Origin of the sequence: Streptomyces sp. NBC_01808, from assembly GCF_035917395.1 — a bacterium.
Taxonomy (GTDB): Bacteria; Actinomycetota; Actinomycetes; order Streptomycetales; family Streptomycetaceae; genus Streptomyces.
Genome location: NZ_CP109072.1, coordinates 7,587,328 through 7,612,108, shown reverse-complemented (window position 1 = coordinate 7,612,108; position 24,781 = coordinate 7,587,328). Strand labels below are relative to the sequence as shown.

At 74.2% G+C, this 24,781-nt stretch carries 25 protein-coding genes and 1 pseudogene; 4 read left to right on the top strand and 22 right to left on the bottom strand.

What is annotated here, in order from left to right:
- Positions 1-49: 49 nt before the first annotated feature.
- On the bottom strand, positions 50-1,282 hold the full coding sequence (locus OG946_RS33435) for a S8 family peptidase (RefSeq protein WP_326799682.1): 1,233 nt from the start codon (positions 1,280-1,282) through the stop codon (positions 50-52).
- Between the two features lie 214 nt (positions 1,283-1,496).
- Positions 1,497-2,411, bottom strand: coding sequence for a LysR family transcriptional regulator (locus OG946_RS33430; RefSeq protein WP_326799681.1), 915 nt, complete (start codon positions 2,409-2,411; stop codon positions 1,497-1,499).
- Positions 2,412-2,911: 500 nt separating this feature from the next.
- Between OG946_RS33430 and OG946_RS36270 the strand changes: the two are divergent.
- The 3 genes and pseudogenes from OG946_RS36270 to OG946_RS33420 all read left to right on the top strand — a co-directional run.
- A pseudogene (locus OG946_RS36270) lies at positions 2,912-3,100 on the top strand (glycosyl hydrolase family 18 protein); the annotation flags it as partial.
- A complete protein-coding gene (locus OG946_RS36265; RefSeq protein ID WP_442814658.1) occupies positions 3,092-3,325 on the top strand; it encodes a carbohydrate-binding protein in 234 nt (77 codons plus the stop codon). The pseudogene OG946_RS36270 and the gene OG946_RS36265, both read left to right, overlap by 9 nt.
- 247 nt (positions 3,326-3,572) lie before the next feature.
- Entirely contained in the window at positions 3,573-4,742 is a 1,170-nt protein-coding gene (locus OG946_RS33420; RefSeq protein ID WP_326799679.1) for an LLM class flavin-dependent oxidoreductase, read from the top strand.
- 69 nt (positions 4,743-4,811) lie between these two features.
- Here OG946_RS33420 and OG946_RS33415 read toward each other — a convergent pair whose 3' ends face one another.
- The 3 genes from OG946_RS33415 to OG946_RS33405 are packed head-to-tail and all read right to left on the bottom strand — an operon-like array spanning position 4,812 to position 6,839.
- The gene (locus OG946_RS33415) at positions 4,812-5,750 is read right to left on the bottom strand and encodes a MauE/DoxX family redox-associated membrane protein (RefSeq protein ID WP_326799678.1); all 939 of its coding nucleotides are present in this window, start codon (positions 5,748-5,750) and stop codon (positions 4,812-4,814) included.
- Between the two features lie 31 nt (positions 5,751-5,781).
- The gene (locus OG946_RS33410) at positions 5,782-6,399 is read right to left on the bottom strand and encodes a cell wall protein (protein WP_326799677.1); all 618 of its coding nucleotides are present in this window, start codon (positions 6,397-6,399) and stop codon (positions 5,782-5,784) included.
- Positions 6,400-6,413: 14 nt separating this feature from the next.
- Positions 6,414-6,839, bottom strand: coding sequence for a rare lipoprotein A (locus tag OG946_RS33405; protein ID WP_047019184.1), 426 nt, complete (start codon positions 6,837-6,839; stop codon positions 6,414-6,416).
- A 395-nt stretch (positions 6,840-7,234) separates the two neighbouring features.
- Between OG946_RS33405 and OG946_RS33400 the strand changes: the two genes are divergently transcribed.
- Positions 7,235-7,768, top strand: a complete 534-nt coding sequence (locus tag OG946_RS33400; RefSeq protein WP_326799676.1) for a TerD family protein — start codon at positions 7,235-7,237, stop codon at positions 7,766-7,768.
- A 71-nt stretch (positions 7,769-7,839) separates the two neighbouring features.
- Here OG946_RS33400 and OG946_RS33395 read toward each other — a convergent pair whose 3' ends face one another.
- From OG946_RS33395 to OG946_RS33315, 17 genes are all read right to left on the bottom strand, one after another.
- A complete protein-coding gene (locus OG946_RS33395) occupies positions 7,840-8,604 on the bottom strand; it encodes an IclR family transcriptional regulator (protein ID WP_326799675.1) in 765 nt (254 codons plus the stop codon).
- 45 nt (positions 8,605-8,649) lie between these two features.
- Positions 8,650-9,111: a YbhB/YbcL family Raf kinase inhibitor-like protein gene (locus OG946_RS33390; RefSeq protein WP_326799674.1), complete on the bottom strand. Its 462-nt coding sequence runs from the start codon at positions 9,109-9,111 to the stop codon at positions 8,650-8,652.
- Positions 9,102-10,037 carry an alpha/beta fold hydrolase gene (locus OG946_RS33385; protein ID WP_326799673.1) on the bottom strand — a complete coding sequence of 312 codons (936 nt, stop codon included), beginning with the start codon at positions 10,035-10,037 and terminating at the stop codon, positions 9,102-9,104. The genes OG946_RS33390 and OG946_RS33385 overlap by 10 nt, the downstream gene beginning before the upstream one ends.
- A 17-nt stretch (positions 10,038-10,054) precedes the next feature.
- Entirely contained in the window at positions 10,055-10,987 is a 933-nt protein-coding gene (locus OG946_RS33380; RefSeq protein WP_326799672.1) for a 3-hydroxyacyl-CoA dehydrogenase NAD-binding domain-containing protein, read from the bottom strand.
- A 64-nt stretch (positions 10,988-11,051) separates the two neighbouring features.
- The gene (locus OG946_RS33375; RefSeq protein ID WP_326799671.1) at positions 11,052-11,792 is read right to left on the bottom strand and encodes a class II aldolase/adducin family protein; all 741 of its coding nucleotides are present in this window, start codon (positions 11,790-11,792) and stop codon (positions 11,052-11,054) included.
- Between the two features lie 15 nt (positions 11,793-11,807).
- A complete protein-coding gene (locus tag OG946_RS33370) occupies positions 11,808-12,425 on the bottom strand; it encodes an amino acid synthesis family protein (protein WP_326799670.1) in 618 nt (205 codons plus the stop codon).
- 5 nt (positions 12,426-12,430) lie between these two features.
- Positions 12,431-13,582: an FAD-dependent oxidoreductase gene (locus OG946_RS33365; protein ID WP_326799669.1), complete on the bottom strand. Its 1,152-nt coding sequence runs from the start codon at positions 13,580-13,582 to the stop codon at positions 12,431-12,433.
- A gap of 52 nt (positions 13,583-13,634) precedes the next feature.
- Entirely contained in the window at positions 13,635-14,741 is a 1,107-nt protein-coding gene (locus OG946_RS33360) for an ABC transporter substrate-binding protein (RefSeq protein ID WP_326799668.1), read from the bottom strand.
- A gap of 38 nt (positions 14,742-14,779) precedes the next feature.
- Positions 14,780-15,628, bottom strand: a complete 849-nt coding sequence (locus OG946_RS33355) for an ABC transporter permease (protein ID WP_326799667.1) — start codon at positions 15,626-15,628, stop codon at positions 14,780-14,782.
- A gap of 1 nt (position 15,629) precedes the next feature.
- Positions 15,630-16,373: an ABC transporter ATP-binding protein gene (locus OG946_RS33350; protein WP_326799666.1), complete on the bottom strand. Its 744-nt coding sequence runs from the start codon at positions 16,371-16,373 to the stop codon at positions 15,630-15,632.
- Positions 16,374-16,642: 269 nt separating this feature from the next.
- Positions 16,643-18,412, bottom strand: a complete 1,770-nt coding sequence (locus OG946_RS33345; RefSeq protein ID WP_326799665.1) for a hypothetical protein — start codon at positions 18,410-18,412, stop codon at positions 16,643-16,645.
- The gene (locus OG946_RS33340; RefSeq protein WP_326799664.1) at positions 18,409-19,917 is read right to left on the bottom strand and encodes a condensation domain-containing protein; all 1,509 of its coding nucleotides are present in this window, start codon (positions 19,915-19,917) and stop codon (positions 18,409-18,411) included. Before OG946_RS33340 ends, OG946_RS33345 begins: the two co-directional genes overlap by 4 nt.
- Positions 19,902-20,618 carry a 4'-phosphopantetheinyl transferase family protein gene (locus OG946_RS33335; protein ID WP_326799663.1) on the bottom strand — a complete coding sequence of 239 codons (717 nt, stop codon included), beginning with the start codon at positions 20,616-20,618 and terminating at the stop codon, positions 19,902-19,904. The genes OG946_RS33340 and OG946_RS33335 overlap by 16 nt, the downstream gene beginning before the upstream one ends.
- Positions 20,619-21,977: an MATE family efflux transporter gene (locus OG946_RS33330; RefSeq protein WP_326799662.1), complete on the bottom strand. Its 1,359-nt coding sequence runs from the start codon at positions 21,975-21,977 to the stop codon at positions 20,619-20,621. It abuts the gene before it with no gap.
- Entirely contained in the window at positions 21,970-23,202 is a 1,233-nt protein-coding gene (locus OG946_RS33325) for an acyl-CoA dehydrogenase family protein (protein WP_326799661.1), read from the bottom strand. Before OG946_RS33325 ends, OG946_RS33330 begins: the two co-directional genes overlap by 8 nt.
- Positions 23,199-23,939, bottom strand: a complete 741-nt coding sequence (locus OG946_RS33320) for a hypothetical protein (protein WP_326799660.1) — start codon at positions 23,937-23,939, stop codon at positions 23,199-23,201. The genes OG946_RS33325 and OG946_RS33320 overlap by 4 nt, the downstream gene beginning before the upstream one ends.
- Complete coding sequence (locus tag OG946_RS33315; RefSeq protein WP_326799659.1) at positions 23,936-24,694, bottom strand: hypothetical protein; 759 nt, start codon at positions 24,692-24,694, stop codon at positions 23,936-23,938. Before OG946_RS33315 ends, OG946_RS33320 begins: the two co-directional genes overlap by 4 nt.
- Between the last annotated feature and the right edge of the window lie 87 nt (positions 24,695-24,781).

Sequence of the window (24,781 nt, the reverse complement as noted above, 5' to 3'; positions counted from 1 at the left end):
GCCGGCATCGCCGGCGGATCCGTCACCGCCGGCGGAGCCGTCACGGCTGTCAGAACAGCGAGTAGAGCAGCCGGTTCGGCGAACCGGTGCGCGGGTCCTGCACCTTGTTCGGCGTGGTGCCGTTCACGATGGCCTGGCTGACCTGGGCGGGGCTGGCAGAGGGGTTGCCCTGGAGGTACAGCGCGGCGACGCCCGCGGTGTGCGGGGTGGCCATCGAGGTGCCGGAGATGGTGTTCGTGGCCGTGTCCGAGGTGTACCAGCCGGAGGTGATGCTCACGCCGGGCGCGAACAGGTCCAGGCAGGTGCCGAAGTTGGACCACGAGGCGCGCCGGTCGGTGCTGTCCGTGGCGCCGACCGTGATGGCCTCGGGCACCCGCGCCGGCGAGTAGTTGCAGGCGTTCTGCGGGGTGCCGAAGATGTCGCCGTTGCCGGCGGCGATCGCGTACGTGACGCCGGCGGCCACCGACCGCTTGACGGCGTTGTCGAGTGTGGTGCTGGCGCCGCCGCCGAGGCTCATGTTGGCCACGGACGGGCTGGTGGCGTTGGCGGTCACCCAGTCGATGCCGGCGACGACGCCGGCGGTGGTGCCGGAGCCGCTGCAGTTCAGGACGCGTACGGCGACGAGCTTCGCCTGCTTGGCGACGCCGTACGTCTTGCCGCCGACGGTGCCCGCGACGTGGGTGCCGTGGCCGTTGCAGTCCTGGCCGTTCTGGCCGCCGCCGACGGTGTCGGTGCCGACCGAGGCGCGGCCGCCGAACTCGCCGTGCGTGGTGCGGATGCCGGTGTCGATGATGTAGGCGGTGACGTTCGCCGCGGTGGTGTTGTACGTGTACGTGGTGCTCAGCGGCAGGTCGCGCTGGTCGATGCGGTCCAGGCCCCAGGTGGCGTTGGTCTGGGTCTCCGCGGTCCGTACGACGGCGTCCTGCTCGACGTACGCCACTCGCGGGTCGCGGGCCACCTCGGCCGCCTCTGCCTTGCTCATCTCGGCGGAGAAGCCGCGCAGCGCGGTGCGGTAGACGTGCTCGGGCCTGACGTCCGCGGTGCCGGCCAGGTCGCGGGCCACGGAGCGGGTGTCGAGCTTGGCGACCTCGCCGTTCTTCAGCACGACGATCCACTGGCCGTCGACGGCCGTGGCGGCCGGGGCGAGCCGGAGGTCGCCGTCGGCGGGTGCGCTGTTCGCGCCGGTGCCGGCGGCCAGTTGGAAGCCGGCGGCGAGGCCGAGCGCGGTGAGCACGGTGGCCGCGCGGCGCAGGGGTGTGGGGGTGAGTCTCATCTCGTGCACCAGAACCTTTCGTTGACCGGATTACGGGCAATGAGGCGTAGTGCGGTGCGGGTGGCCCGCCCGGATACGGGCGGTGCCCCGGCAGCGTCTCGCACGCCGGACGCTGCCACAAGTGGCAGGTTCACGCCAAATAAAGGCGGAAGATCCTGGTGGCGGGCGTTGCGTGGGACGACCCGCGGGACTGACGGGGCCTCAGGTCGGTCGGCGGCCGGGCTCAGGCCGGTACGGGCCCGGCCGCCGCGGCGGCGGTGGCGAGGGCGTCGTGCAGTGCACGGGCGGCGGGCGGGATGGCCCGGGTACGGCTGCGCCAGAGCATCAGGTGCACGGCGGGGACGGCGGCGCCGGCGAGGGGCCGCCAGGTGACCGCGCCGTGCCGCTCCAGCGGATCGCCGACGACCCCGAAGTCCGGCAGCACCGTCGCCCCCAGCCCTTCGGCCACGAGGTGCTTCGCCGCGTCGGGGGTGTCGGCCGCGTACGCGGGCAGCGGCGGGCGGGCGGCCCCGAGGCGGTGCAGCAGCCGGTGCACGAGGCAACCGGAGCGCACCCCGATCAGCGGCTCGGCGAGCAGTTCCACGGCGCCGATCTCGTCCAGCTCCGCGAGCGGACTGCCGGGGCTCAGGCATACCACCGGACGGCCACGCAGCAGTTCGGTGTCGTGCAGGTCGGGGTACGGCTCCTCGCCCGCGAGCCGGACGACGAGCCCCAGGTCGAGCCCGCCCTCGACGAGCCCGCGGCGTACGGCGTCCTCGGCGCCCGCGACGATCTCCACCCCGGTCTGCGGATGGCCGGCCCGGAACTCCCGTACGGCCGGCGCCAGCAGCGGCGCGGCGACCGCGCCGCCGGTGCCGAGCCGGATCGACCGGCTGACCCGGTGCTGCTCGTCGGCGGCCCGCCGCAGCCGGTCCACGGCGTCGAGCACGGCGGCGATGTGCGGCAGCAACTCGCGCCCGGCGTCGCTGATCCGGGCCCCGGAGCGGCGCCGGTCCAGCAGGTCGACGCCGAGTTCCCGCTCCAGATTCCGTACGGTCTCACTGAGCGCCGGCTGCGACAGGTGCAGCGCTTCCGCGGCCCGCCGCAGAGAACCGAACCGGGTCACCGCGGCCACGTATTCCAGTTGCTGTATGCGCACCCCGACTCCCTGCTCCGCCGCAGGTCGAACACCCTAGCGCGGGCGGCGGGCGGGAATTCGGGCCGCGGCGGAGGCCGTGACCGTAAATCGGCGTATGGGGTTTCGGAAATAGGCCCGCGGGCGGCGGAAATGCCTTGTCACGAAGATTTGTGAACGAGGTATTTCGAGTCCGTGTCACCTCGGAACCGCGCACCCGCGATCCGCCCATCGGCCCGATTCCCCTGCCGGGGAACGGCCGCTGACCCACGGCGGGTTCCCCTTCTCGTGCGCTCCCGGGCCCGGCCCGGAGCGGAAAAGTGCAGTGGTACAGACCCCTTGACGCATTGGTCTAGTCCTTTTAACCTGCTCCGCAGCCTCAGAGGTGCCTGCCCGGGCGTGCACGCCCGGGCGGACGCGCACGTGCCCGCTCGATCGACACACCTCTACGGGAGGAATGATCGTGCCGTTCCCCAGTCGCGCGAGACGCACCCTGGCGGGCGTCGCCGCCGGGCTGGCCGGGCTCCTGCTCGGCCTCTTCCTCCGGCTATCTGCTGCGCCGCATGGAGACCTGCGACACGGCCGGGTACCTCGACTACGTCAACATCATGTCGTACGACCTGCACGGCCCCTGGAGCGAGTTCGTCGGGCCCAACGCCGCGCTCTACGACGACGGCAAGGAGTCCCCCGCCGGGTTCAACCCGATGTGGCACGCCAAGAACCTGGAGCGCGGCACCACGCCCACCCACCCGGGCGGCGGCGGGGGCGGCCCCGGCACCTGCACCGTGGCCGCCTGGGCGGGCGGGACGGTGTACAACTCCGGTGCCGAGGTCTCCCTCAAGGGCCGCGTCTGGCGGGCGAAGTGGTGGACGCAGGACCAGGAGCCCGGCCCCACCGCCGGTGAGTGGGGCGTCTGGCAGGACGTCAGGGCCTGCTGACCCCGGTCCCCCGCGGACCGCGGAAGGCCCGGCCCCCTCCGCCCGGGCCTTCCGCTCCGGCCGCGGCGGGCGCGTCACCCACCCCGCCACGCGCCCGCCGCCCCCGCTGCCGCCCGCGCCGTCACCGCGGGCGGCAGCGCCGTTCCCGCCGGGGGTCCCCGGCCCCGGTCCGCGCCCGTATTCCCGGATCCCGTGAATACGGGAATACGGGAATACGGGAATACGGAGCCCTCCTCCTGTTGTCGGCATGGGGAGCACCACACACACCGGAGACCAGGAGGACCACGTGGCGGCAGCGGACGTGACGGCACCCGACGCGCAGGACGAGATACGGGGCCGGGTGGGCGGCTCCGCCCCCGTGCCGCTGTCCGTGCTGGACCTGGCCACCGTGGGCGCCGGGTACACCGCGACCGACGCGCTGCGCACCGGGGTCGCGCTGGCCAGGATCGCCGAGGCGCGCGGCTTCCACCGCTACTGGGTCGCCGAGCACCACTCGATGCCCGGCGTCGCCTCCTCTTCGCCCGCCGTGATCCTGGCGCACCTGGCCGCGCACACGACGACCATCCGGCTCGGCTCCGGAGGCGTGATGCTGCCCAACCACGCGCCGCTCGTCGTCGCCGAGCAGTTCGGCACGCTGGAGGCGCTGGCCCCGGGCCGCGTCGACCTGGGCCTGGGCCGCGCGCCGGGCACGGACGGCGCGACGGCGGCGGCGCTGCGCCGCACAGACCGGCTGCGCGAGGGCGCAGAGGAGTTCCCGCAGCAGTTGGCGGAGCTGATCCGGTTCCTCGACGACGACTTCCCCGACGGGCATCCGTACCGCAGGATCCACGCGGTGCCGGGCCCGGTGCAGGGCACGGCGGCCGGCGGGGTGCAGTCGCTGCACCGGCCGCCGGTGTGGCTGCTGGGCTCGTCGATGTTCAGCGCGCGGCTCGCCGCGGAGCTGGGGCTGCCGTTCGCGTTCGCGCACCACTTCGCCGGGCAGCACACGGGGCCCGCGCTGGAGCTGTACCGCGAGGCGTTCCAGCCGTCGGCCGTGCTCTCGTCCCCGTACGCCCTGATCGGCGTCTCGGTCATGGCCGCGGAGGACGACCGGGAGGCGCGCCGGCAGGTCATGGCCGGAGCGCTGAACATGCTGCGGCTGCGCACCGGCAGGCCCGGTCTGGTGCCCTCGCCCGAGGAGGCGGAGTCCTACGGGTTCAGCCCGCTGGAGCGGGAGTTCGCCGACTCCTGGATCGGCAACGTGGTGCACGGCACCCCGGACGAGGTGACCTCCGGTCTCGACGACCTGCGCAAGCGCACGGGCGCCGACGAGCTGATGCTCACCACGAACGTGCACGGTCCCGCGGCGCGGCTGCGCTCGTACGAGCTGATCGCCGACGCCTACGGCATGCCCGCCACCGCGGCAGGGGAGAAGTAGCAGCGGCGGCGGAGAAGTAGCCGGGGCGGTGCCCGGAGCCCGGCCCCGTACGGGCTCCGGGCACCGCTCTCAGACGCCTTCGCCGAGCAGCGCGCCGGGGCGTTCCCGGCCGGCGGTGACGTCCACGCGCTCGCCGGTCTCCTCGTCCACGGCGCCGACGCGGATCACCGGCGGGCGCGGGCTGTCGAGACCGGCCTTCGCGTCCATCGCGAAGACCACGGACACCGGGCGGCCGGCGCCCTCGGCGCCGTCAGCACCGGTGTCGTGCAGGCCGGTGTAGCGCAGGAAGCGCCAGCCCTCGTCGTCCCAGTGCTCGCGCAGCCCGGAGCGGACGACGTGGGTCACCGTCTGCCACGCCAGCGAGCGTTCCAGCAGCTCGACGGAGCCCTCGACGGGCACCGCCTCGGGGTCGCCGCCAGGTCCCGCCCCGCCGTGCAGCGGGTGCCCGAAGAGCCGCAGCCGTAGCCGGCGCAGCGGCAGCCGGACGGCCCGGTCGGGGTCGCCGAAGAGCAGCCAGGCCAGCGCGGAGCCCGCGGCCAGCAGGCCGAGCGCGGCGCCCGGCCGGTCCCGTAGCGCCTCCCACCAGGGCCCGCCGGCCGGCGCCGGCAGACCGGCGGCCGCGAGTCCGTCGGCCAGCACGACCGCCCCGCCGGCCAGGACGAACCCGGCTCTGGCGAAGGCCCGTACGCCGATGGGCGCCTTGTCCCGCGCGGTGCAGCCGCAGGACGAGTCGGGCGCGGTGGCCCTGGCGTAGCCGAGGTACGCCGCGAAGCCCGCGCCCGCGAGCGCCGCGAGCGCCCCGGTGACCAGCGGCACCGGCAGCGCCACCAGCGCGAGCGCGACGAGCAGTTCCGCCGCCCCGACCGCGCGCAGCGCGGCCGTGGCGCGCGGCAGCCCGCCGAGCTTGCGCTCCAGCACGGTGCCCGACGCCTGCACGGGGGTGTTGCGTCCGAACAGCTTGGTGCTCCCGCTCCAGCCGAGCACGCCGCCGACCAGCAGTGCGATCATGCTGCCTCCGTCCTCGAAGTGGCCGCGGCGGTCAGTGCCCGACCGTGATCCTGGCGATGTCGACCGCCCCGTCCTTCGGCCGCCAGGCGCCGAGCACCAGCGCGTGCTGGCCCATCCGCACGCCCGACAGGTCGTCGGTGAGCGCGGCGCCCGCGTACGAGGCGGTGGAGCGGCCCGGGACGATGCGGCCGATCAGCTCGCCGCCGTGGTAGCCGAGCGCGAGCCGGTCCTTGCCGATGCCGCGGACGGTGACGTCGAGGTTGACGATGTTCACCCAGACCGCGTCGGCGGCGATGGTGCCGTCGGGCATCTCCAGGCCGCGGGCGTAGAGGCCGTCACCGGTCTCGACGTCGTCGGCGGTGGTGGGGTGGAGCTTCCAGATACTCGTGGCGTTGGTGAGCTGGATGCGGTGCCGTTCGCCGTAGGAGCCCTTGACGTGCAGCAGGGTGCCGCCGTCGATGCCGGTGATCAGGCCCTCGGCGAACGAGGTGGCGGCGACCGCCGGGTCGAGCGGCGGGGTGGGCGCCGCGAAGGCGGCGTCGGGGTCCACCGCGCCGAGCGCCGTGGCGCCGACGACGGTGGCGCCGCCGAGTGCGCTGGCGGACAGGAAGCGCCGCCGGTCGAACGTCGAGCCCGTTGCGTCGTTCATGGCCGCGCCTCCGTTCACTCGTAGATCCAGACGCCGGTCTTGCCGGAGCTGAGGCTGGCGATCTGGGAGTACGCCGCGGGCGTCAGGTCCAGGATGCGGTTGGTGCGGCAGACGCCGTTGCAGCAGGACGCCTCGCCGCAGAAGCTCTTGGTCCGCGGGCCGCAGTCGGTGATGGTGATGCAGACCGCCGCCTTGGAGCACTCCTGGACGACGCGCATGACGGAGCCGCAGCCGCGCCGCGGGATGCCGCCCTCGCCGCACAGGTCGGGCCGGGTGATGTCCCAGCACGCCGCGGAGGCGTTCGGCCAGGCGCCGTGGTTCGAGGCGGAGCGGCAGTTGCCGCAGGCGCCGCCGCCGGCGGAGCCGCAGGGGCCCCAGGCGGCGCCGCAGCAGAACCAGGTGGCCTCGCCGCGCCAGAGGTAGTTCGTACTGCAAGCCATGTGTTCGAGCTCCCTTCAGATTGGCCCGTACATGACAGTCCGAAGTGCCATGTGGGGGTGGCGTACGGGTACCGAGAGCCCGCCGGTCGGACATGGGTGGCGGACGGCCCGAGCGTGACGCGCCGCACACGGACCGTCAATCGGGCGCCGCGGCGCCAGTGGACCGGTCCTCTGGTGTAACCGCCGCGCAAGGCGCTCCGCACGGCCCCGGGCACTGCCCGTACGGCCCCCTGGCGCGCCCCCGCGGCGCGGGCCGCTCCCGCCCCCGCGTGCCGCCCCGCGCTCCCCGCGCGCCGCTCCCCCGCGCGGTGGGACGTGACACGATAGGGGCAACCGGCGGACCGAGCCGGGCAGTTGTGCCAGGAGCACGCAGGAGTACGGGAGAGGGGAGCCCGGTGACCGGTCTCAACAGGGGTGTCGGCAAGGTGGAGATCGCGCTGAAGTGGGACCCCAGCCCCCTCGGCGCGCCGCCCCACGACCTGGACCTGATCGCGGCGACGTACCGCGCCGACGACCCGCGGGGCGAGCCGGCCTACCTGGTCCACTTCGACAGCCGCTCCCCCGACGGCACGATCACCCTGCAGCGGCAGAGCCAGACCGGCCAGGGCTTCGGCGCCGACGAGGTGATGACGCTGGAGTTCGCGCGGATCGCCCCCGCCTACGGGCGCGTGGTCGTCGGCGTCGCGATCCAGCAGGGCGCCGGCCGGCGGACGTTCGGCGAGGTGGCGAGCACCGGCGTGCAGGTTCGCGAGGGCTACTCCGAGCTGGCCGCCGACGACTTCGCCGGGGTGGCGGACGCGACCGCGGCCACCGTCGCGGAGTTCGTCCGCGAGTCCGCCGGCACCTGGCGGTTCCGCCCGGTGGTGCAGGGCTTCGACACCGACCCCGCGTCGTTCTCGGCCCTCATGGGGACCGTGGCCGGCAGTTGACCGCCGGCGTCCGCCCCGGGGGATGCCACCGCGCCACGCAAGGCCGACGGTGGCACCCCCCGGGGCAGGCCCTAGTGCCGCCAGGTGCTGAGCGAGCCGGACAGCTCCGCCGCGGCGGCCACGACGCGCTCCGTGATGTGCTCGGCGCGCTCGTCGTCGATGCGGAAGTGCGGGCCCGCGACCGTCACCGCGGCGACGACCTTCCCGCCGACCCCGATCGGTGCGGCCACCGCCCACACGCCCTCGTCGACCTCCGCCTCGCTCTTGGACCACCCCTGCGCGGCCACGGCCTGCACCTCGGCCAGCACCGCGTCCCGCTCGGCGGCCGACGGCGCGGGGCGCAGCCGGTCGAAGTAGCGCTGAGCCCACGCCTCGCCCATCGCGGCGAGCAGCACCTTGGGCCCGGCGCCGCGGTGCAGGCTCATGATCTGCCCCGGCTCGAACGACAGCCGGATCGTGTGCTCGGGGTGGCTCATCTCCACGCAGGTCGCGAAGTCGCCCACGCGCCGGATCACCAGCGCCGCCTCGCCGGTGTCCTTGGACAGCCGCTCGACGAGCGGGCGGAGCACCTTGGAGACGGGGAACGCCTGCTCCGCGCTGCGGGCCAGCAGGAAGATCCGCGGTGAGAGCACGTACGTGCCGCCGCCGTTGTCCTCCACCATGTCCATCTCGCGCAGCAGCGAGACGAACCGGTACGCGGAGGGCACCGAGATGCCGACGGAGTGCGCGATCTCCTCCACGCTCAGCTCCGGCCCCTTCTCCGTGAAGAGGAGAAGGATCTTCAGCACCCTCCTGGCGCTGTCCACGCCGGGGGTCCGCTCCCGCCCTTCAGACACGATGCGCTCGCCCTTCTGTGCTCGTGGTGTGGCCCCGGGGGTGCGTCAGGCGGAGTACGTGCCGACGAGCCGGTTCTGCTCGATGACGCGATCGCCGTACGCGCTGAGGAACTCCTCACGCGACGGTTCGCCCGCGACCGGGGTGTCGAGGGCGTACACCCAGAAATAGTAGTGATGGGTGCCGTGCCCCGGCGGCGGCTGGGGGCCTGTATACGCCTTGTCGCCAAGGGAGTTGGGGCCTTCCCGTACGGTGCCCGCGGGCCCGGGGGCGGCCACCGCGGGTGCGGCCGGGTCGATGCCGTAGACCACCCAGTGGGTGAAGCCGTGCGGCAGCGGCGCGTCGGGGTCGTGGAGGATCAGCGCGAGTTCCGCCGTGCCGGCGGGCACTCCGGTGATCTCGACCTCGGGGGCGGCGTTGCCGTGGTCCGCGGCGTGCCGGTCCGGGATCCGCTCGCCGGGGGCGACGCCGCGGACGGCGACGGCGAGGTCCTTGATGTTCAGGGGCATGGGTCTGAACTCCTCTCGGTGGCGGGACGCGGGCGGGGTCGGCCCGTCGTCCGGTCGAGCATGCGGACGATCTCGTCCGCGACGGTCCGCGGGTCCTCCTCGGGCACGTAGTGGTCGAGCCCGGGGAGTTCGACGGCGCGGAAGTCGGGGCGCAGGGCCCGGGTGGCGGCGAAGGCGCGCGGGGAGACGATCGCGCTGTGCTCGCCGCGCAGCAGGGTGACGGGGACGCCGACGGCCCGGGTCTCGTCGGCGAAGTCGCGGCGCAGCCCGTCGACGGTGCGGACCATGGCCGCGGGGTCGGCGAGCGGGCGCAGCGTCCGGTCAGGGCCTGCCGGGGCGTAGCCGTAGCGGCGCCGGCGGCGTACGGCGTCGGCGGGCAGCAGGGGGTAGCGCTCGTGCAGGTACGTCTCGACGTCCGTGCCGGAGGCGAAGGTGCGGTCGCCGCCGCGTACCCGGGTCTCCAGGGCGTCGAGCACGGCGGGCTCGACGTACGGGGTGTAGTCGACGGCGACGACGCCGGCGACCACGTCGGGGTGCGCGGCGGCGAGCACGACGGCGTTGCGGGCGCCGAGGGAGTGCCCGGCGACGACCACCGGGCCGATCCCCAGCGCCCGGACCAGCGCGAGCACGTCGGCGGTGTACGCGGCGGCACCGTACCCGGCGGCGGGCTTGCCGCTGCGGCCGTGGCCGCGCTGGTCGACGGCCACGGTCCGTACCGTCCCGCCCAGGTGCTCGACCACCGGGTCCCAGACGCCCAGGCTGGCGGTCGTGCCGTGCAGCAGCACGACCGCAGGACCGGCGCCCGCGTCGCGTACGCACAACTCGACCTCCCCGGCGGCCACGAACGCCAGACCCGGCGGCGCGTCAGGGGGCGCGGCGGGGGTGGCGTGCGGCCCCGGCTCGGCCGGCTGCGGTGCGCGGTTCACGGTCGGCTCCCGTCCGCTCAGACCGGCTTGATCGCGGAGAGCGCCTTGCGGACGCTCACCAGTCCGTCGACGATGTCGGCGCGCTTGGAGGCGACTTCGCCCTCGCCGTACTCGTACAGGCCGCCGCCGGTCTTCATGCCGAGCTTGCCCTCGGCGGTCAGCTCGGTGACCAGGGAGGAGACACCGGTCTCGATGGACAGGTCACGGTTCAGGTAGGAGCCGACGGCCTGGTAGATGTCCAGGCCCGCCATGTCGACCAGCCGCATCGGGCCGATGACGGCGAGCTTGTAGCCGACGCCCCACTTCACGACGGTGTCCAGGTCGCGCTGGGAGACCACGCCCTCCTCGACGAGGGCCATGCACTCGCGCAGCACGGCGTACAGCACCCGGTTCTCGACGAAGCCGGGCACCTCCTTCTCGACCACGGCCTCGTAGCCGAACGCCTCGACGATGCCGACGAGGCGGTCCTCGACGGCGGCGCCGGTGCGCGCGCCCCTGACGATCTCGATCATCGGGATGAGGTGCGGCGGGTTGGACCAGTGCATGCCGATCAGGCGCTCGGGGTGGGCCATGTCCACCGCCATGTCGGAGATCGGGATGCCGGAGGTGTTGGTCGCGATGATCGCGTCGTCCCGCACCGCGGCCTCGACCTGGGCGAGCACCGTCTTCTTCAGCTCCAGTTGCTCCGGCACCGCCTCGATCACGAGGTCGGCGCCCGCCAGCGCCTTGGCCTGGTCGCGTTCGAAGGTGACGGAGCCGCCGGGGGTGACCGGCACGTCGAGGCGGTCGAGGTGCGCGACGACGCCGGCGCAGACCCCCTCCGCCCGCGCCAGGGCCTCCTCGCTCACGTCGAAGAGCCGTACGTCGGATCCGTAACGGGCGAGCAGCGCGGCGATACCGGGCCCCATGCTCCCCGAGCCGAGGACGGCGCTGGTGGTGGGAATGCTCACGATGGTTCCTTTCGTGCCGTGCCGCGGCGGCTGCTGCGGCCGCGGGGCGGGCTCAGCGGACTGCTCAGCGGGCGGCTTCGAGCCGGTCGAGCTTGCGGTTGAAGTACATCCAGTAGTTCTCGCGGGCGCGTTCGGGATAGATGCGGCGGTTCTTCTCGACGCTCTCGGCCGCGTCCGGCGGGTCGTACGGCAGGCCGGAGCCGGCCAGGGCGAGCTGGAAGGCGGCGGCCTTCTCCAGGAAGATCCCGGCGAGCGTCGCGTCGCGGACGTTGCGGCCGGTGAAGGAGGCGCCGTGGTTGGCCTGGAGCACGGCGTCGGCCTCGCCGAGCACGCGGGCGAGGTCCCGGCCCAGCTCCTGGGTGGTGATGATGTGGCTGGTGGCGTCGAAGCGCGGGACGCCGTGCTCGGCGAACCACACGCCGTGGTTGTTCACCGGCTCGATCCGGGCCCGGCCGGCGCCGAGGACGGTGGCCTGGAACGGGTGCGAGTGGCCGACGACGTTGACGTCGGGCCGGGCGAGCATGATCTCGGCGTGCAGCGGCCATTCGAGGTGGCGCAGACCCTGGCCTTCGAGGACGGTGCCGTCGAAGTCGATGAGGATGTAGTCGCCGGCCCGGACCTCCTCCATGCCGAGGTTGCCGCGCTTGAGCCACAGCCCGCGGCCGTGCGGGTCGCGGTAGGACAGATGGCCCATGGACATGTCGCCGTGGCCCTCCATCTCCAGGATCCGGTGGGCCCTGGCGAGGTTGTCGAGCACGTTGGCGACGGAGTCGTCCTGGGAGTACAGCGCATCGCTGGTCTGCATCGGGTTTGCTCCTTCTCAGCGGGCCTGGCCGGCCGCGGCCTGCTCACGCGCCTCGGCGGCGGTCAGGCCGCCGACGCGCTCGTGGACCCGGCCCCCGCTGGCGACGGCCACGCAGACGAACAGCTCGTCGGGGCGCGGCACATCGGGTACGGAGACGGTGACGGCGTCGTAGTGGGAGCGGACGTACACCTCGTCCTTGTACGCCAGCGGGATGTCCAGGGAGGCGCCCGCGGCGGCGGTCTTGGTCGCCGAGGAGATCCATGCCTCGCCGCCGCCGATCGCCTCGCGCAGCGCGTTGCCGAAGACGGTGGTGACGCAGGCGACGACGTGCTCCTGCTCGCCGGCGAGACCGGCGAGACCGCCCTTGCCGTAGCTCTCCACCGGGGCGCCGAGGAGGGCCGCGGCCCGCCGGCCGAGCGCCGTCCCCAACGCGGCGCTCGGCGCGGTGAGCGCGGACAGGTCGTCGGCGTACCGGCCGGCGAACGGGTTCCTGACGACGACGCCGCAGACCGCCTTGCGCAGCGGCACGGCCGCGACGGGGCCGTTCTCGTGCAGCGTCTCCTCGACCAGGCCGACCCACCGCCGTACCTGGTAGTCCTTCGTCACCTGCTCCTCGGGGGTCATCAGGGTCATCTCCTCTAGCTCCGCACGACGGACAGGGCGTGGCGGTTGGGGTTGGTCGGGTCGTACAGGGCGGTTTCGAGGTTCTCCAGCGTGAACTGGTTGCCCTCGGACATCGCGCGGGTGGCGGCGAAGTCGGCGGAACGGCGCTGGCAGCGGTCGGTGAACGGCCGCTCCAGCTCCTCCCACCGGGCCAGGGCCGCCTCGAGTTCGCCGTCGGCGGCCTCGGTGGCGGCGACCGCGAGGGTGTAGGCGTTGGCCATCGCGCAGCCGGCGCCCTGCGCCAGAGCGGGCGGCATGGCGTGGGCGGCGTCGCCGACGAGGGCGACGGCGCCGCGGCGCCACTCGGCGACGGCGGTGGTCTCGTAGCCGTAGTAGCGGGGGTCGGCGGCGGTGGCCGCGGCCTGGAGCACGGGGGTCAGCTCGGGGTACGCGGACGTCCACAGGTCCAGGTCGATGGGGGTGCGGCTGCCCTGTTCGTCCGCGCGGGGCGCGCCGAGGGCGAGGTACAGCTCGCGGTCGTTGCAGGGCACGTAGAGCACCCGCAGGTAACGGGGTTCGAGGTTCCAGAAGTCGATGACGTTGTCCCACTCGCCGGGGCCGAGTTCGGCCTTGTGGCGCGGCACGAGGAACCGGGTGATCCCGTCGCGGGACTTCCAGCGCTCCTGCTCGAAGCCTATGGAGTCGCGGACCTTCGACTTCACCCCGTCGGCGCCGACGACGAGGTCGGCGTAGAGCGTCTCGCCGGAGGCGAGGGTGAGCCGGCCGCGCGGGTCCGCGGCGACCACCTCGGAGCCGGTGCGGATCTCCACGCCGGCCGCGAGCGCGGCGTCCAGCAGGCACTTGTGCAGGTAGGGCCGGGTCATGGTGCGCCAGGGCAGGCCGCCGAAGTCCTCGTGGGACACGCTGGCGTGCTGGAAGCGGGTCTCGTAGTACGGGGGTGTCATCGAGTCGGCCATCACCGCCTCGTACGCGCCGATGGCCTTCAGCACCTTGAGGCTGTTGTGCCACAGGACGATGCCCGCCCCCTGCTCGCGCAGCTCCGCCCCCTTCTCGTGCACCCGCACCGACCACCCGCGCCGGGCGAGCGCCGCGGCGGCGGTCAGCCCCGCGAACCCGGCGCCTGACACCTCCGCGTGGCGCTTCCGCCTGTCAACCGTGGTTTCCATAGCTCCGCTCTCACTCGTCGTGCCGGCCGCCCGGGGGCGGCCGGCCGCGCCTTCAGTTGCCGGCGTCGTTCCCGGCACCGGATCCGGCGCCGGCCTTCGCGGCCTTCTCGACGAACTTCTCCTGGTGGACGTCCGCGACGCTGGGCGTGCTGCCCTTGAGCACGTCCTGGTCGGCGAGGGCGTCGATGGTCGCCTGCCACGCCTGCTTGTCCATGGCGCCCAGGCCGTGCTTCTCGGTGACGGCGCTGGTGAAGGTGTGGTCGATGTCCGCCTGGATCTGCCGCTCGAACAGGTCGGCCTTGTCGCGGGTCTCCGGGGAGGACTCGGCGAGGATCTGGGCCGTCTTGTCCGGGTTCTTCATCACGTAGCCGAACGCCTTGATGTAGGCGTTGGTGAAGCGCTGCACCAGATCGGGGTCGTTCTTGACCATGTCGTCGCTGGTGAACAGGCCGGAGCCGTAGGCATCGTAGCCGTGCTCGGAGCCGAGCAGGACGTCGAGCGAGCCCTTGCCGCCGGCCGCGTCCTCCAGTTGCGGCACCTCAGCGTCGATGTAGCAGGGGACGGTGTCGACCTTGCCCTGGATCAGGTAGTTCTCGTACGGCGGGGTGACGCTGACCTCCTTGAGGTCCCCGCGGTCGAGACCGTTGGCCGCGAGCAGCGCCTGATAGAAGAGGAAGGTGGAGCCGGCGGCGTGGATACCGACCGTCATGCCCTTCAGATCGTCGATCGACGTCAGCTTGTTCTTGTCCTTTACCGTGCACATCGCCAGCGGCGAGGTCTGGTTGACCGCCGCCAGGGTGGTGACGGGCACCTCCTGGGAGCGCGCGGTGACGAGTGACGGCAGGTCGGCGAAGCCGAAGTCGGCGCCTCCGGTGCCGACGATACGCAGCGCGTCGGGCGAGCCGGTGCCGGTCTTGATGCTGTCGACGTCGATGCCTTCGTCCTTGAAGTAGCCGAGCTTGTCGGCGACGTAGAACATGCCGTGGTTGCCGCGGAGTTGGTAGTCGAGCTGGATGGTGACCTTGTCGAGTCCGCCGGCGGCGGAGTCGCCTCCCGAGTCGCCGCCGCAGGCGGCGAGAAGAAGTGCCGCGGTCGTCGCGCCCGCGATACCGGCGACGGTTTTCCTACTCTTCCTGATTTTCTTTCCGGAGGGGAACATGATGGGCTCCTAGTGCAGGAGAGAATGCAAAGCCGGATTCAACGGGTGGTGTCGGCCGTGATGTGCGGGAATCGCTTGCGGAGCAGGAACTCAAGCAGCGACATCCCGTAATAGAGGATCAGGCCGAGCAGGGACACGAGGGTCAGGGCCGCAAACATGAGCGGGGTGTCCAGTTGCGTCGAGGCGAACTGGATGAGATAGCCGAGGCCGTTCTGGGCGCCGGAGAACTCCGCCACCACTGCGCCGATGACCGCGAGGGTGATCGCGATACGCATGCCGGCGAAGAGGTACGGCAGCGAGGTGGGGATCTGGATACGGGTGAGGATCTGGTTCCGCGACGAGCCCACGGACCGCATGAGCAGCAGCAGGTCCTGGTCGATGGCCTTGAGCCCGACGATCGTGTTCAGGGTGATCGGGAAGAACGTGATCACCACGATGAGCAGCAGCTTCGGCGCGAGACCGTAGCCGAACCAGAGGATGAAGATCGGCGCCAGGGCGACCTTGGGGACGACCTGGAAGAGCACGATCAGCGGGTAGAGGGCGCGCTCCAGCCAGCCGAAGCGGACGATGAGCACGGCGAGCAGCACGCCGATGGCGAAGCTGAGCAGGAAGCCGTACAGGATCTCCTGGGTGGTGACCCAGGCGGCGTCCCACAGCATGTCGCGCGAGCGCCACATCTCGGCCAGGAACTCGCTCGGCTTGGCCAGCTCGAAGCTGGAGATGCCGAAGACCTCGACGGCCAGCTCCCAGAGCAGGAAGGCGGCGACGAACACGGCGAGGCTGGGCCACGCCCGCCAGATCCAGGCGCGCACCGCGCCGCCGCGCCCGGGCCCGCCGCCGGGGCGGCGCCCGGCCGGCTTCTTCACGTCGTCCTGTGCGAGCACCATGTCAGACCGTCGCTTTCGGTTCCAGGTGGCCGCGCAACCGCCCCGTGTACTCGGTGAACACGGGGTCGTCGAGCACCTCGCGGGTACGGGGCCGGGGCAGGGCGACGTCGAGCGTCTCCAGGAAGCGCCCCCGGTCCAGGCCCATCACGTGCACGGTGTCGGAGAGGAAGACCGCCTCGGAGATGGAGTGGGTGACGAAGACGACGGTCTTGCCGGTCGTCGCCCAGATCTCGGCGAGCTTCAGGTTCATCTCGTCCCTGGTGATGGCGTCGAGGGCGCCGAACGGCTCGTCCATCAGCAGGATGGCCGGGTCCATGGCCAGCGCGCGGGCGATGGACACGCGCTGCGCCATGCCGCCGGACAGTTCGTGCGGCAGCTTGTCCTCCGCCGCGGCGAGGCCGACCAGCTCCAGCGCCCGGCGGGCCGCGGGGGCGGCCTCGGCGGCACGCTCGCCGGCGGCGATCTGCCGCAGCATGCTCGCGTTCTGCAGCGCGGACTTCCAGGGCAGCAGCGCGGGCCGCTGCGGTACCAGCCCGATGACGCGGTCCCTGACCGCGTCCCCGGCCGGCTGCCCGCCGATCCGCACGGTGCCCTCCGTGGGTTCGAGAATGCCGCCCAGAATTTTCAGCAGCGTGCTCTTGCCGCAGCCGGAAGGGCCGAGCAGCGTGACAAAGCTGCCGGGGGTGATGTCGAGGTCCAGGTCCTCCAGAACCGTCTGTTCCTGCTCGCGCCGAGCAAAACTCATCGCGATACCCTGCGCTGAAATCCCCATGGATTCCATGGAAAGCTCCTCTCCGCGCATCAGAGCGACACCGGAGTTGGCCGATCGGGTTATCACTATCTAAGAATGTGTTATCAAGCACGTTAGGCACGTCGCCCCGGGGCCGTCAAGAGAGGAAACATGGATTTCCCTCGGACGACCCAGCGCGGACACACGAAGGGGCGGCCGGTGCACCGGTGGTCACTCGGTGCACCGGCCGCCCCTCCGGCGCGGACGGCTCTGTACGGGCGGGTCTAGAGCGGGGTTTCCCGTACGTACCGCAGCCGCAGCCGCGCGTACGCGCCGTCGGCCGCGGACAGTTCCGTGTCGTCGTGCGGCCAGAGCCGGCGCGGCGTGCCGCCGGCCGGGCGGCAGGCCGCGGGGAGGGTGACGACGGCGCCGTCGCCGGCGGCGAACCGGCGCTCGGCGTCGTCCACCGCCGCGGTCAGCGCCGCGCCGCGCAGCCCGGCGGCGCGCAGCCGCGCCACGGTGGCGGCGCGGGTCTCGACGGTGCCCTTCCAGCCGCCGTCGAGGAGGGCGGCGAGGCTGGCGAGCGGGCGGGGTTCGAGGCGTTCGCAGGCGTGGACGACGAGGGTGGAGTCGCCGGCCACCTCGCTGAGGTGCTCGCCGAGCCAGCGCACCGGCAGGTCGCTGGTGGGCAGGGCCGGATCGACCCCGGGGTGCTCCGGGCAGGGCACGACCCTGAGCCGCACGTCGGGCAGTTCCTCGGGCGCGGGGGCGAGCAGGAGGCGGGCCTCGCGGCGCGCCATCCGCTCCACCGCGGCGTGTGGGGCGGGAGCCGTCGCCGCGGGGCCCGTGCGCTCGTACGCGACGGGTGCGCTCCCGTACGCCGCGGGCCTCTCTTCGTCCGGCGCCGGTACGCCCGCTCCGTACGCCGCCGTCCGCTCCCGCGCCGTCCGCTCCCGCGCCGACCGGCCCGCGGCGACCGCGCGCGCGGCCCACTCCGCCGCCGCCGCGCACCCCTCCTCGCCGAGGGCCGCCAGGTCGCCGGGGCGCAGCCCCGCGGTGATCCAGCTCCGCAGCGCCGCCGCGCGGGCGTCCTCGCGGACGCGCCGGTGCTCCGCCCGCTCGTCGCCGCCGTCCGGGGTGAGCGCGCCGAGGAGGTAGCCCGCGGCCCACACCTCCCCGGCGGGCTCCGCGGGCAGCGCCCGCGGCGCGGGTCCGGCCGCGCGGGCGGCGGCGGCGATCGTCTCGTGCGCCACGCCGAGCAGCGCCGACCAGGGACGCCACGGCCAGGTGAACGGCTGCTCCGCCGCCTCCTGTTCGCCGCTGCGCCGGATCCGTACGTGGCAGCGGGACCCGACGAGTTCGACGGCGTAGCCGAGGCCGCCGTGGCGCGCCGGGTCGGTCAGCTCCGGGCCGTCCCAGTGGGCGGTGGCGACGGGCCCGGCCGCGTGGGCGACGGCGAGCCGGATGCCGTGGTGGTCGTTGCCCGCGACGGACGGCCCGACGCCGTGGTCGAGCACGTGCGGCACCGGCGCCACCACGGGGATACCGCGCTCGGCGCAGAACACCGCGATGTGCTCGTCGTCGTCGCGGGTGTCGTCGGGGAACTCCGCGAGGTACGCGGCGAGTTCGCGCGCGGTGTCCGCGGGCAGCGCCAGGGCCAGCGACGGGACCCACTCCCACGGCGCCAGCCGCACCGAGGCGTAGCCGCCCACGGCCCCCTGCCGCACCCGGTAGGAGTTGTACGGCGACACCCACAGCACGCTCAGCGACACGGCCCGGTCCGGGTGCCGTTCGAGGAGCGCGGTGACGTGTCCGGCGAAGCCGGGGGCGAGACGGGCGTCGTCCTGCACCACCAGGTGGTGGGTGGCGCCGGGCGCGACCGCCGCCCACGCGACTTTCGCGGTGCGCAGCGGGCTCGGGAAGCCGCCGGGCTCGGGGTCCCGGACGATACGGGCCGGCAGCGGCGCGCACTCGGCGGCGACCCGCTCGGCGCCGGCGAGGCGCGAGGGGTGGCACATGACGACGGTGCTGAGCCGGACGAGCGGTCGCGTCATGCGAGCGCCGCCCGGCTCCGGCCCGTGGCACCCGCGTCGGCGGCCGATCCGGCGCGCGGTTCCGCCACCTCCGCCACGTCCGCCGCCTCCGCCGCCTCCGCCGCCTCCGCCGCCTCCGCCGCGCGGGCCGCGTCGGTGATCAGCGCCTCGAAACCCGTCAGCATCGCCTCCGCGGCCGGCTCGTCGATCAGACTGGTGTCCACGGTCAGCGACACCGGCATGAAGTACCGGCTGCTGTAGACGTGCCAGGCCACCGACGTCTCCGACTGCCGGCCGAGCGTCTGCCACTCGATGACCGACTTCTCCGGCCGCACACCCTCGTGTTCGCGCCGGTCCACCGACCGCGCCTCGGTGATCATGTCCCGCAGGTCGTTGTACCAGCAGGTGCGGTCCGTCGGCCGGCCGCGCCGCTCGTCCAGCCCGCGCAGGTCGGCCAGGAGCGCCGACTTGTCGTAGTACGCGTGGTAGTACGTCTTCATCGCCGCCTGCGCCGCCCGCCGGGCCAGCGCCTCGAACGCCGCGGGCCCCGCGCCGGGTTCGAGCCCCGCGTCGAGCGTGAACAGGCCCTCCAGCGTCACCGTGCTCACCGCCTCCCGCAGCGCGGGCTGGAACCGGTTGCTCACCATCACCTGGAACACGGCGCGGTCGTGCCGCGACTGCCGGGCCACCACCGCGGAGGCGGCGGCGAGCAGGACCGCCGAGGAGCTGATCCGCCAGCGCTCGCCGAGGGCCCGCAGCGCCCCCGGCAGGCTCGGCGAGGCGAGCACCGCCTGCCGGAACCGCGGGCGCGCCCCGGGCCGGCGCACGAACAGCCGCTCGGGCGCGTCGCGCAGGGACTCCACCCAGTGCCGCCGGGCCGCCGCGTCGCGCCGCCGGCCCTTCTCCGACGCCTGGAACCCCGCCTCCGCCAGCGGCTGGTGGCCGTGGCTCGCGGCGCGCAGCGCCGCGGGATCCGCGCCGCGCAGCAGCTCGGTCAGCGCCCGGTGCAGCAGGGCCAGGCCCATCGCGTCGGTGGCGACGTGCGCGAGGACGAGCACGGCGCGCACCGCCTTGCCGTCGACGCACACCAGCGCGGCGCGCACCGGCCACTCGCGGTCGTACGCGAACCGCACGGCGCGCCACCGGCGTTCCACGGCGTCGGCGAGCGCGGTGGCCGCCGTGTCGGCGTCCTCGGCGTCGAAGAGGTGCACGTCGAACGTGCCGCCGCCGTCGAGCTCCTGGTGCATCGCGCCGTCGCCGCCGACGCGGACGCGGGTGCGCAGCGCGTCGTACACGGTGAGCAGCCCGCGTACGGCCTCGACCGCGCGGGCAGCGGGGACGGCGGGCTCGACGGGCACCAGCACCTTGACGTTGGTGCCGTGGTCGTCGGGCTCGGTGTCGAGCATCGCCCGCCGGATGGCCCACTGGCCCCAGGTCACGGGCCCGCGGCCCGCGGGCGCTCCGGCGATGCCGACGGTGACGGCGCGGGCGGTGTGGCCCGCCACCTCGCTCAGTTCGGTACGCACAGGTCCCTCCAGTCACAACTGCGGTAGTCGATGCGGCCGGTCGTGCGGCCGGTGGTGGCGACCGCGGCGGCGTACCCCGGTCCGATCGGGAGGTCGGCGACGGCGTACCCGGCGCCCCCCACCGGCCGGGGCGCGCCGTACGCCGCCGGCGCGGCGCCGACGTCGCGGCGCAGGAAGTCCAGCAGCCGCCCGCCGGCGGCCTTCGCCCACGCCTCCTTGCGGGCCAGCAGCAGGCACAGCCGCCGCACCCGGGCGCCGCCCGCGGGCAGCGCGGCGAGCTGCGCCGCCTCGGCGGGGGCGAAGAACCGCCGGGCCAGCGCGAGCGGGTCGCCGTGCGGGTGCTCCGCCTGAAGGTCGACGCCGACGGGCACGGCGCCGCCGACGGCGACGAGGGCGCGCAGCCCCGAACGGGACAGGTTCCACTCGCAGCCGCGGCCCGCGCCGGTCAGCGCCGGCTTGCCGTACGGGCCCGCGGTCCAGCCGATCTCCTCGGGCGGCAGCCGCAGGTGGCCGGCGAGGAGCCGGCGGGCGGCGGCGTGCGAACGGAGCAGCGCCGTGCGGCGTACGGGGTCGGCGAGCCGTGCGGCGCGGGCCCGTTCGGCGTCGGTGAGCAGCACCGCGGCGGGGCCCGCCGTACCCGTGTCGCCGGACAGGTCGACGTCCCAGACCCGTACCGCCTCCCCTCCCCCGAACCCGCCCACCTAGGCCGCCTGCGCGGCGCGGCCGAAGCGCTGCCAGGCCGTGGCGAGCAGCAGCCCGCCGATGACGACGTTGCCGACGGCCAGGGCGGCGAAGTACGCCTCCGCGTGGTCCACGGCGCGCGCGAGCAGCCCGCCGCCGACGTTGACGGCGCCGAGATAGACGATGTCGTAGGCGAGGGTGATGTGCCCGTTGCGTACCTGCTGCAGGCTCATCGTCACCATGTTGAGCAGCCCGAACGCCAGCCAGCTCGGCGCGACGACCGTCAGGTAGTCGTCGGTGAACGCGGCCGTGCCGGCGTCGTCGCTCATCAGCCTGCCGAGCGGCCCGGCGAGCGCGAAACCGGCGGCGGCCAGGACCGCGTACACCATCAGCACGTACCGCACGCCCTCGCGCAGGACCGGCCGCAGCAGGTGGCTCTCGCCCGCTCCGAGGGACTGGTTCATGGTGATGGCGACGGCCGAGCCGAGCGCGATCGCGGGCGACAGGGACAGCACCTGGACGGCGTGCGCGCCGCCGTAGCCGGCCACGGCGTCGGAGCCGAAGTCCGAGAGCACCCACAGCGAGGTGTAGTTCATGCCGGCGATGAAGAGGTACGAGACCGCCACCGGCACCCCGACGGTGACCAGGATCCCCACCGTCTGCCTCGGCGGCTCGGCGGGACCGCCGAAGCGCAGCAGTCCGGTACGCGCCAGCAGCACCAGCCCCGACGTGAGGCCCACGACCGAGGCACCGGCGATGGACGCGGGCACGGCGAAGACGCCCATGTCCGCGTAGAAGCCGAGGAGCCACACCCCGAGGACCTGCATTCCGGCGACGGCGATGGTGATGACAGACGCCGACCGCGCGCTGCCCCAGCCGCGCAGCGTGCCCGCGACCACCGAGGTGAGGACGGCCAGCAGGAACGACGCGGCGACCAGCCGGGCGAAGAGCACGAAGTCGTCGTGCGAGGCGGCGTCGACGTCGAGCGTCTCGGCCATCTGCGGTGCGGCCAGCGCGATGACCGCGGCGGCGACGGCGAAGCAGCCGAGCGCGATGGCGCCGATGCGTACCAGCGGCGGCTGCGAGTCGTCTCCCGCGTCGGCGCCGCGGCGGCGGGCGGAGACGACCTGGCTGCTGATCTCGATCCCCTCCTCCAGCGCCAGGAAGAAGAAGGAGACGGGGATGAAGAGGGCGCGGATGTAGAGCGCGTCGCCGCCCATGTTGCCGAGCAGCGCCGAGATGGCGAACTGGGCGCCGAGGCCGGTGACGACGCCGAGGCAGATGGGGACGGCCAGACCGCGCAGCCTGGCGCGCAGGTCGCCGGGCGGGGCCGGGGCGGCGCCCGGGGCCGGGTCGCCGTGCTCCTTGACGTCAGTCATCGAGGATCCTGCCTTTCCGGTGGCCCAGGGCGAGGTTGAGCCGCTGCATGGTGCCGGTGCCCTCCATGAACTCGAAGGCCCGGGCGTCGCGGTGCAGCTTGTCGAGCAGCGGGTGTTCGAGCCGGGCGCCGGGGCCGAGGAGCCCGAGGGCGTACTCGGCGGTCTCCAGGGCGAGTTCGGCGGCCCGGTACTTGGCGGCCGAGGCGACGGTGCCGTCGCCGGGGTCGCGGTCGGCCTGCTCCGCGGCGGCCAGCACCAGCCGCCGGGTGCCGGCCAGCCGGCGCCGGAGCGCGTCCATGGCGTACGACTCGTCGGCGCGCAGCGTGCGGCGGTGGTCGGCGGCGTAGTCCCAGGCGGCCTGGGCGATGCCGAGGGCCATGGCGGCGACGACGGGGCGGGCGCGGTTGAAGGTGCGCATCGCGCCGACGATGCCGCGGCGGGTGGCCGACAGGTGCATGCCGAGGATGTCGGAGCGGGCCACGGGCACGCCGTCGAGGCGGATCTCGCTGAGCCCGATGGCGCGCATCCCGGTGGTGGGCAGCGCGGTGGCGGTGAAGCCGGGCCTGGTGGGCTCGACCAGCACGGCGACGACGCCGACGGGACCCGGCTTGATGCGGGCGAAAACGACGCCGAGGCCGGCGCGGACGGCGTTGCCGATGTACTTCTTGACGCCGCTGAGCCGGTACGGGGCCGGGGTGCCGGTCCCGGTCCCTGTCCCTGCCCCGGTCTCGGTCTCGGTGAGGGCGGTCGTCAGCGCCGTGGCGTCGGAGCCGGCGTGCGGCTCGGTGAGCGCGAAGAACGTCCAGGTGGGGCGGGCGGCGAGGGTGGTGTAGTAGCGCTCCTTCTGGTCGTCGTCGCCCAGTTCCTCGGTGAGCACGCCGGAGAGGGAGGGCCCGGGGGCGGCGACCATCAGCGCGGCGTCGCCCCAGGCGAGGCGTTCGTAGACGACGACGCGCTCGACGCAGGAGTGGAGGTGGCAGGGGCGGCCGTCGACGATCAGCGGGTCGGGGTTGTACGCGGGCGGGAGGCCGAGGAGGACGGGGAAGTAGGCGTCGTGGACGACGGGGTTGAGGGTCCGCGGGTCGGCGCCGGGCTCGTCCATGGCGAGGGCGGTGGCGCGGAACGCCCGCGCGTACTCCTCGACGGCGGCGCGGAGCCGCGCGGGATCGGGGGGCGGCGGCCGGTGCCTGGCAGGCGGCGGGGTGCGGGTCGGGGTCGTGGTCATGGGCTCACCTCGGTGGCGTGGTGGCAGGGCGCAGGCTCCGCGGCGACGGGATGGACGTCGGCCAGCAGGTCGACGGCGCGGGCGAGCCGCCCGGGCCCGGCGTCGAGATACCCGGCGGCACCGAGCAGCCGCAGCACGGCACGCTGCGCCCGTACGAGCGCTTCGGACGCGCGGGAGGCGCCTTCGGGCCCGGACGCCGGTCGGCGGTCAGGCCCGGCCGCGGATTCGCCGGGCGGTGCGGACCCCGCGGTCCCGGGTACGCCGTCGTCCGGGCCGTGTTCCAGCAGGAGGCGGGCCTCCAGGAGGTCCGCGGCGGCTTCGCCGAGCGTCGTGCGTACGGACGCGATGTCGGCCAGCACCTCGCCGCCCACCCGGCGGCCCGCCAGGTAGTCGGCCGCCGTGCGCAGCAGTTGCTCCGTGAGGCCGAGCCGGATCCACAGCACGCCCGTGGCCCAGGGTCCTGTGGTGCCGTCGCGGTGGCGCGCGTCGCGCCACACGCCGAGGTCGCCGGAGGCGAACTCCAGGGTGGCGACCGGCGCGCCGCCCGGCGCCTCGGCGGCGGCCAGCGGCAGCACGGCGTGCCCGCCGGGGCCCCAGGCTCGGGCGTCGGGGCCGAGTCCCGCGCGGAGTTCGGCGAGGGCCGGGGCCGGGCCCTCGGCCTTGGCGCGGGCGCGGCAGCGCAGCCCGAGCGCGGTGTCGAGCACCGGTCCCTGCTGCCGGGTCGGTCGTACGGTCACGTCCGCGCCTCCAGTGCGCTCTGCTGCGGGAACGGGGTGGCGGGCCGGCCGCCGGCGGGCACCGGCGTGAACAGCGCCCGGCAGTCGTAGCCCAGGGCCTCGTCCCGGTCGGCGACGGCGAGCGCGCCGCCCGGGTCGGCGGCGTACCGCAGCGCGGCCTCGTACCACGGCCGCAGCCAGCCGCCGGACCGCCGGCCGGGACGCCGGGCCGCGGCGGGCAGGCGGCGTACGGTCAGCCCGGCGAGGTGCGGCCCGGTGCCGGTGCCGAGCACGAGGACGGCCGCGCCGCTGCCCGGCGGCAGCGCGTACCCGGGCTCGGGAGGCAGCGTCGACTGCTCCATGACGACGATCGCGGCCCGCCGCGCCTCGCCGCCCGCGATCCGGCCGCGTGCGAGGCGCAGCGCGGTGAACGCCCCGGCCGCGCCCTGGTCGTTGACGCCGACGACCTGCGGCCGGCCGCCCAGCAGTTCGGCCAGCAGGCAGCCGGGCAGCACCCGCGCCTGGCAGTCCGGCACGGGGGTGACGGTGAGCAGCAGGTCCACGCCGCTGTCCCGGCCGCCGAGCACGCCGGCGGCGGCCGTCACGAGGTCCGGGTACGAGACCCGCTCGCCGTGCTCCAGCCAGGTGCGGTCGGGCAGCGGGCCGTAGACCGTCTCCAGGTCATCGGCGTACTCCCCCAGGTCCGCGGCCGTGGTGCCGCCGTGTCCTGCCGGCGGCGGGCCGACGGCGGTCAGCCGCTCCAGTGCGACGGGCATCGCCACCGCCTAGTACTACAGGGCTAGATTTTGATCATCTGGAGTGGCAATCGCCTCCGAAAATGATGGCGACGAGCTTCGGCCTGA

Coding starts and splice junctions, on each gene's coding strand:
- OG946_RS36265 (WP_442814658.1), top strand. CDS start 3,092: ATGTGGCACGCCAAGAACCTGGAGCGCGGCACCACGCCCACCCACCCG.
- OG946_RS33420 (WP_326799679.1), top strand. CDS start 3,573: ATGGGGAGCACCACACACACCGGAGACCAGGAGGACCACGTGGCGGCA.
- OG946_RS33415 (WP_326799678.1), bottom strand. CDS start 5,750: ATGATCGCACTGCTGGTCGGCGGCGTGCTCGGCTGGAGCGGGAGCACC.
- OG946_RS33410 (WP_326799677.1), bottom strand. CDS start 6,399: ATGAACGACGCAACGGGCTCGACGTTCGACCGGCGGCGCTTCCTGTCC.
- OG946_RS33405 (WP_047019184.1), bottom strand. CDS start 6,839: ATGGCTTGCAGTACGAACTACCTCTGGCGCGGCGAGGCCACCTGGTTC.
- OG946_RS33390 (WP_326799674.1), bottom strand. CDS start 9,111: ATGCCCCTGAACATCAAGGACCTCGCCGTCGCCGTCCGCGGCGTCGCC.
- OG946_RS33375 (WP_326799671.1), bottom strand. CDS start 11,792: ATGCAGACCAGCGATGCGCTGTACTCCCAGGACGACTCCGTCGCCAAC.
- OG946_RS33370 (WP_326799670.1), bottom strand. CDS start 12,425: ATGACCCTGATGACCCCCGAGGAGCAGGTGACGAAGGACTACCAGGTA.
- OG946_RS33365 (WP_326799669.1), bottom strand. CDS start 13,582: ATGGAAACCACGGTTGACAGGCGGAAGCGCCACGCGGAGGTGTCAGGC.
- OG946_RS33360 (WP_326799668.1), bottom strand. CDS start 14,741: ATGTTCCCCTCCGGAAAGAAAATCAGGAAGAGTAGGAAAACCGTCGCC.
- OG946_RS33355 (WP_326799667.1), bottom strand. CDS start 15,628: ATGGTGCTCGCACAGGACGACGTGAAGAAGCCGGCCGGGCGCCGCCCC.
- OG946_RS33350 (WP_326799666.1), bottom strand. CDS start 16,373: ATGAGTTTTGCTCGGCGCGAGCAGGAACAGACGGTTCTGGAGGACCTG.
- OG946_RS33345 (WP_326799665.1), bottom strand. CDS start 18,412: ATGACGCGACCGCTCGTCCGGCTCAGCACCGTCGTCATGTGCCACCCC.
- OG946_RS33330 (WP_326799662.1), bottom strand. CDS start 21,977: ATGACTGACGTCAAGGAGCACGGCGACCCGGCCCCGGGCGCCGCCCCG.
- OG946_RS33325 (WP_326799661.1), bottom strand. CDS start 23,202: ATGACCACGACCCCGACCCGCACCCCGCCGCCTGCCAGGCACCGGCCG.
- OG946_RS33315 (WP_326799659.1), bottom strand. CDS start 24,694: ATGCCCGTCGCACTGGAGCGGCTGACCGCCGTCGGCCCGCCGCCGGCA.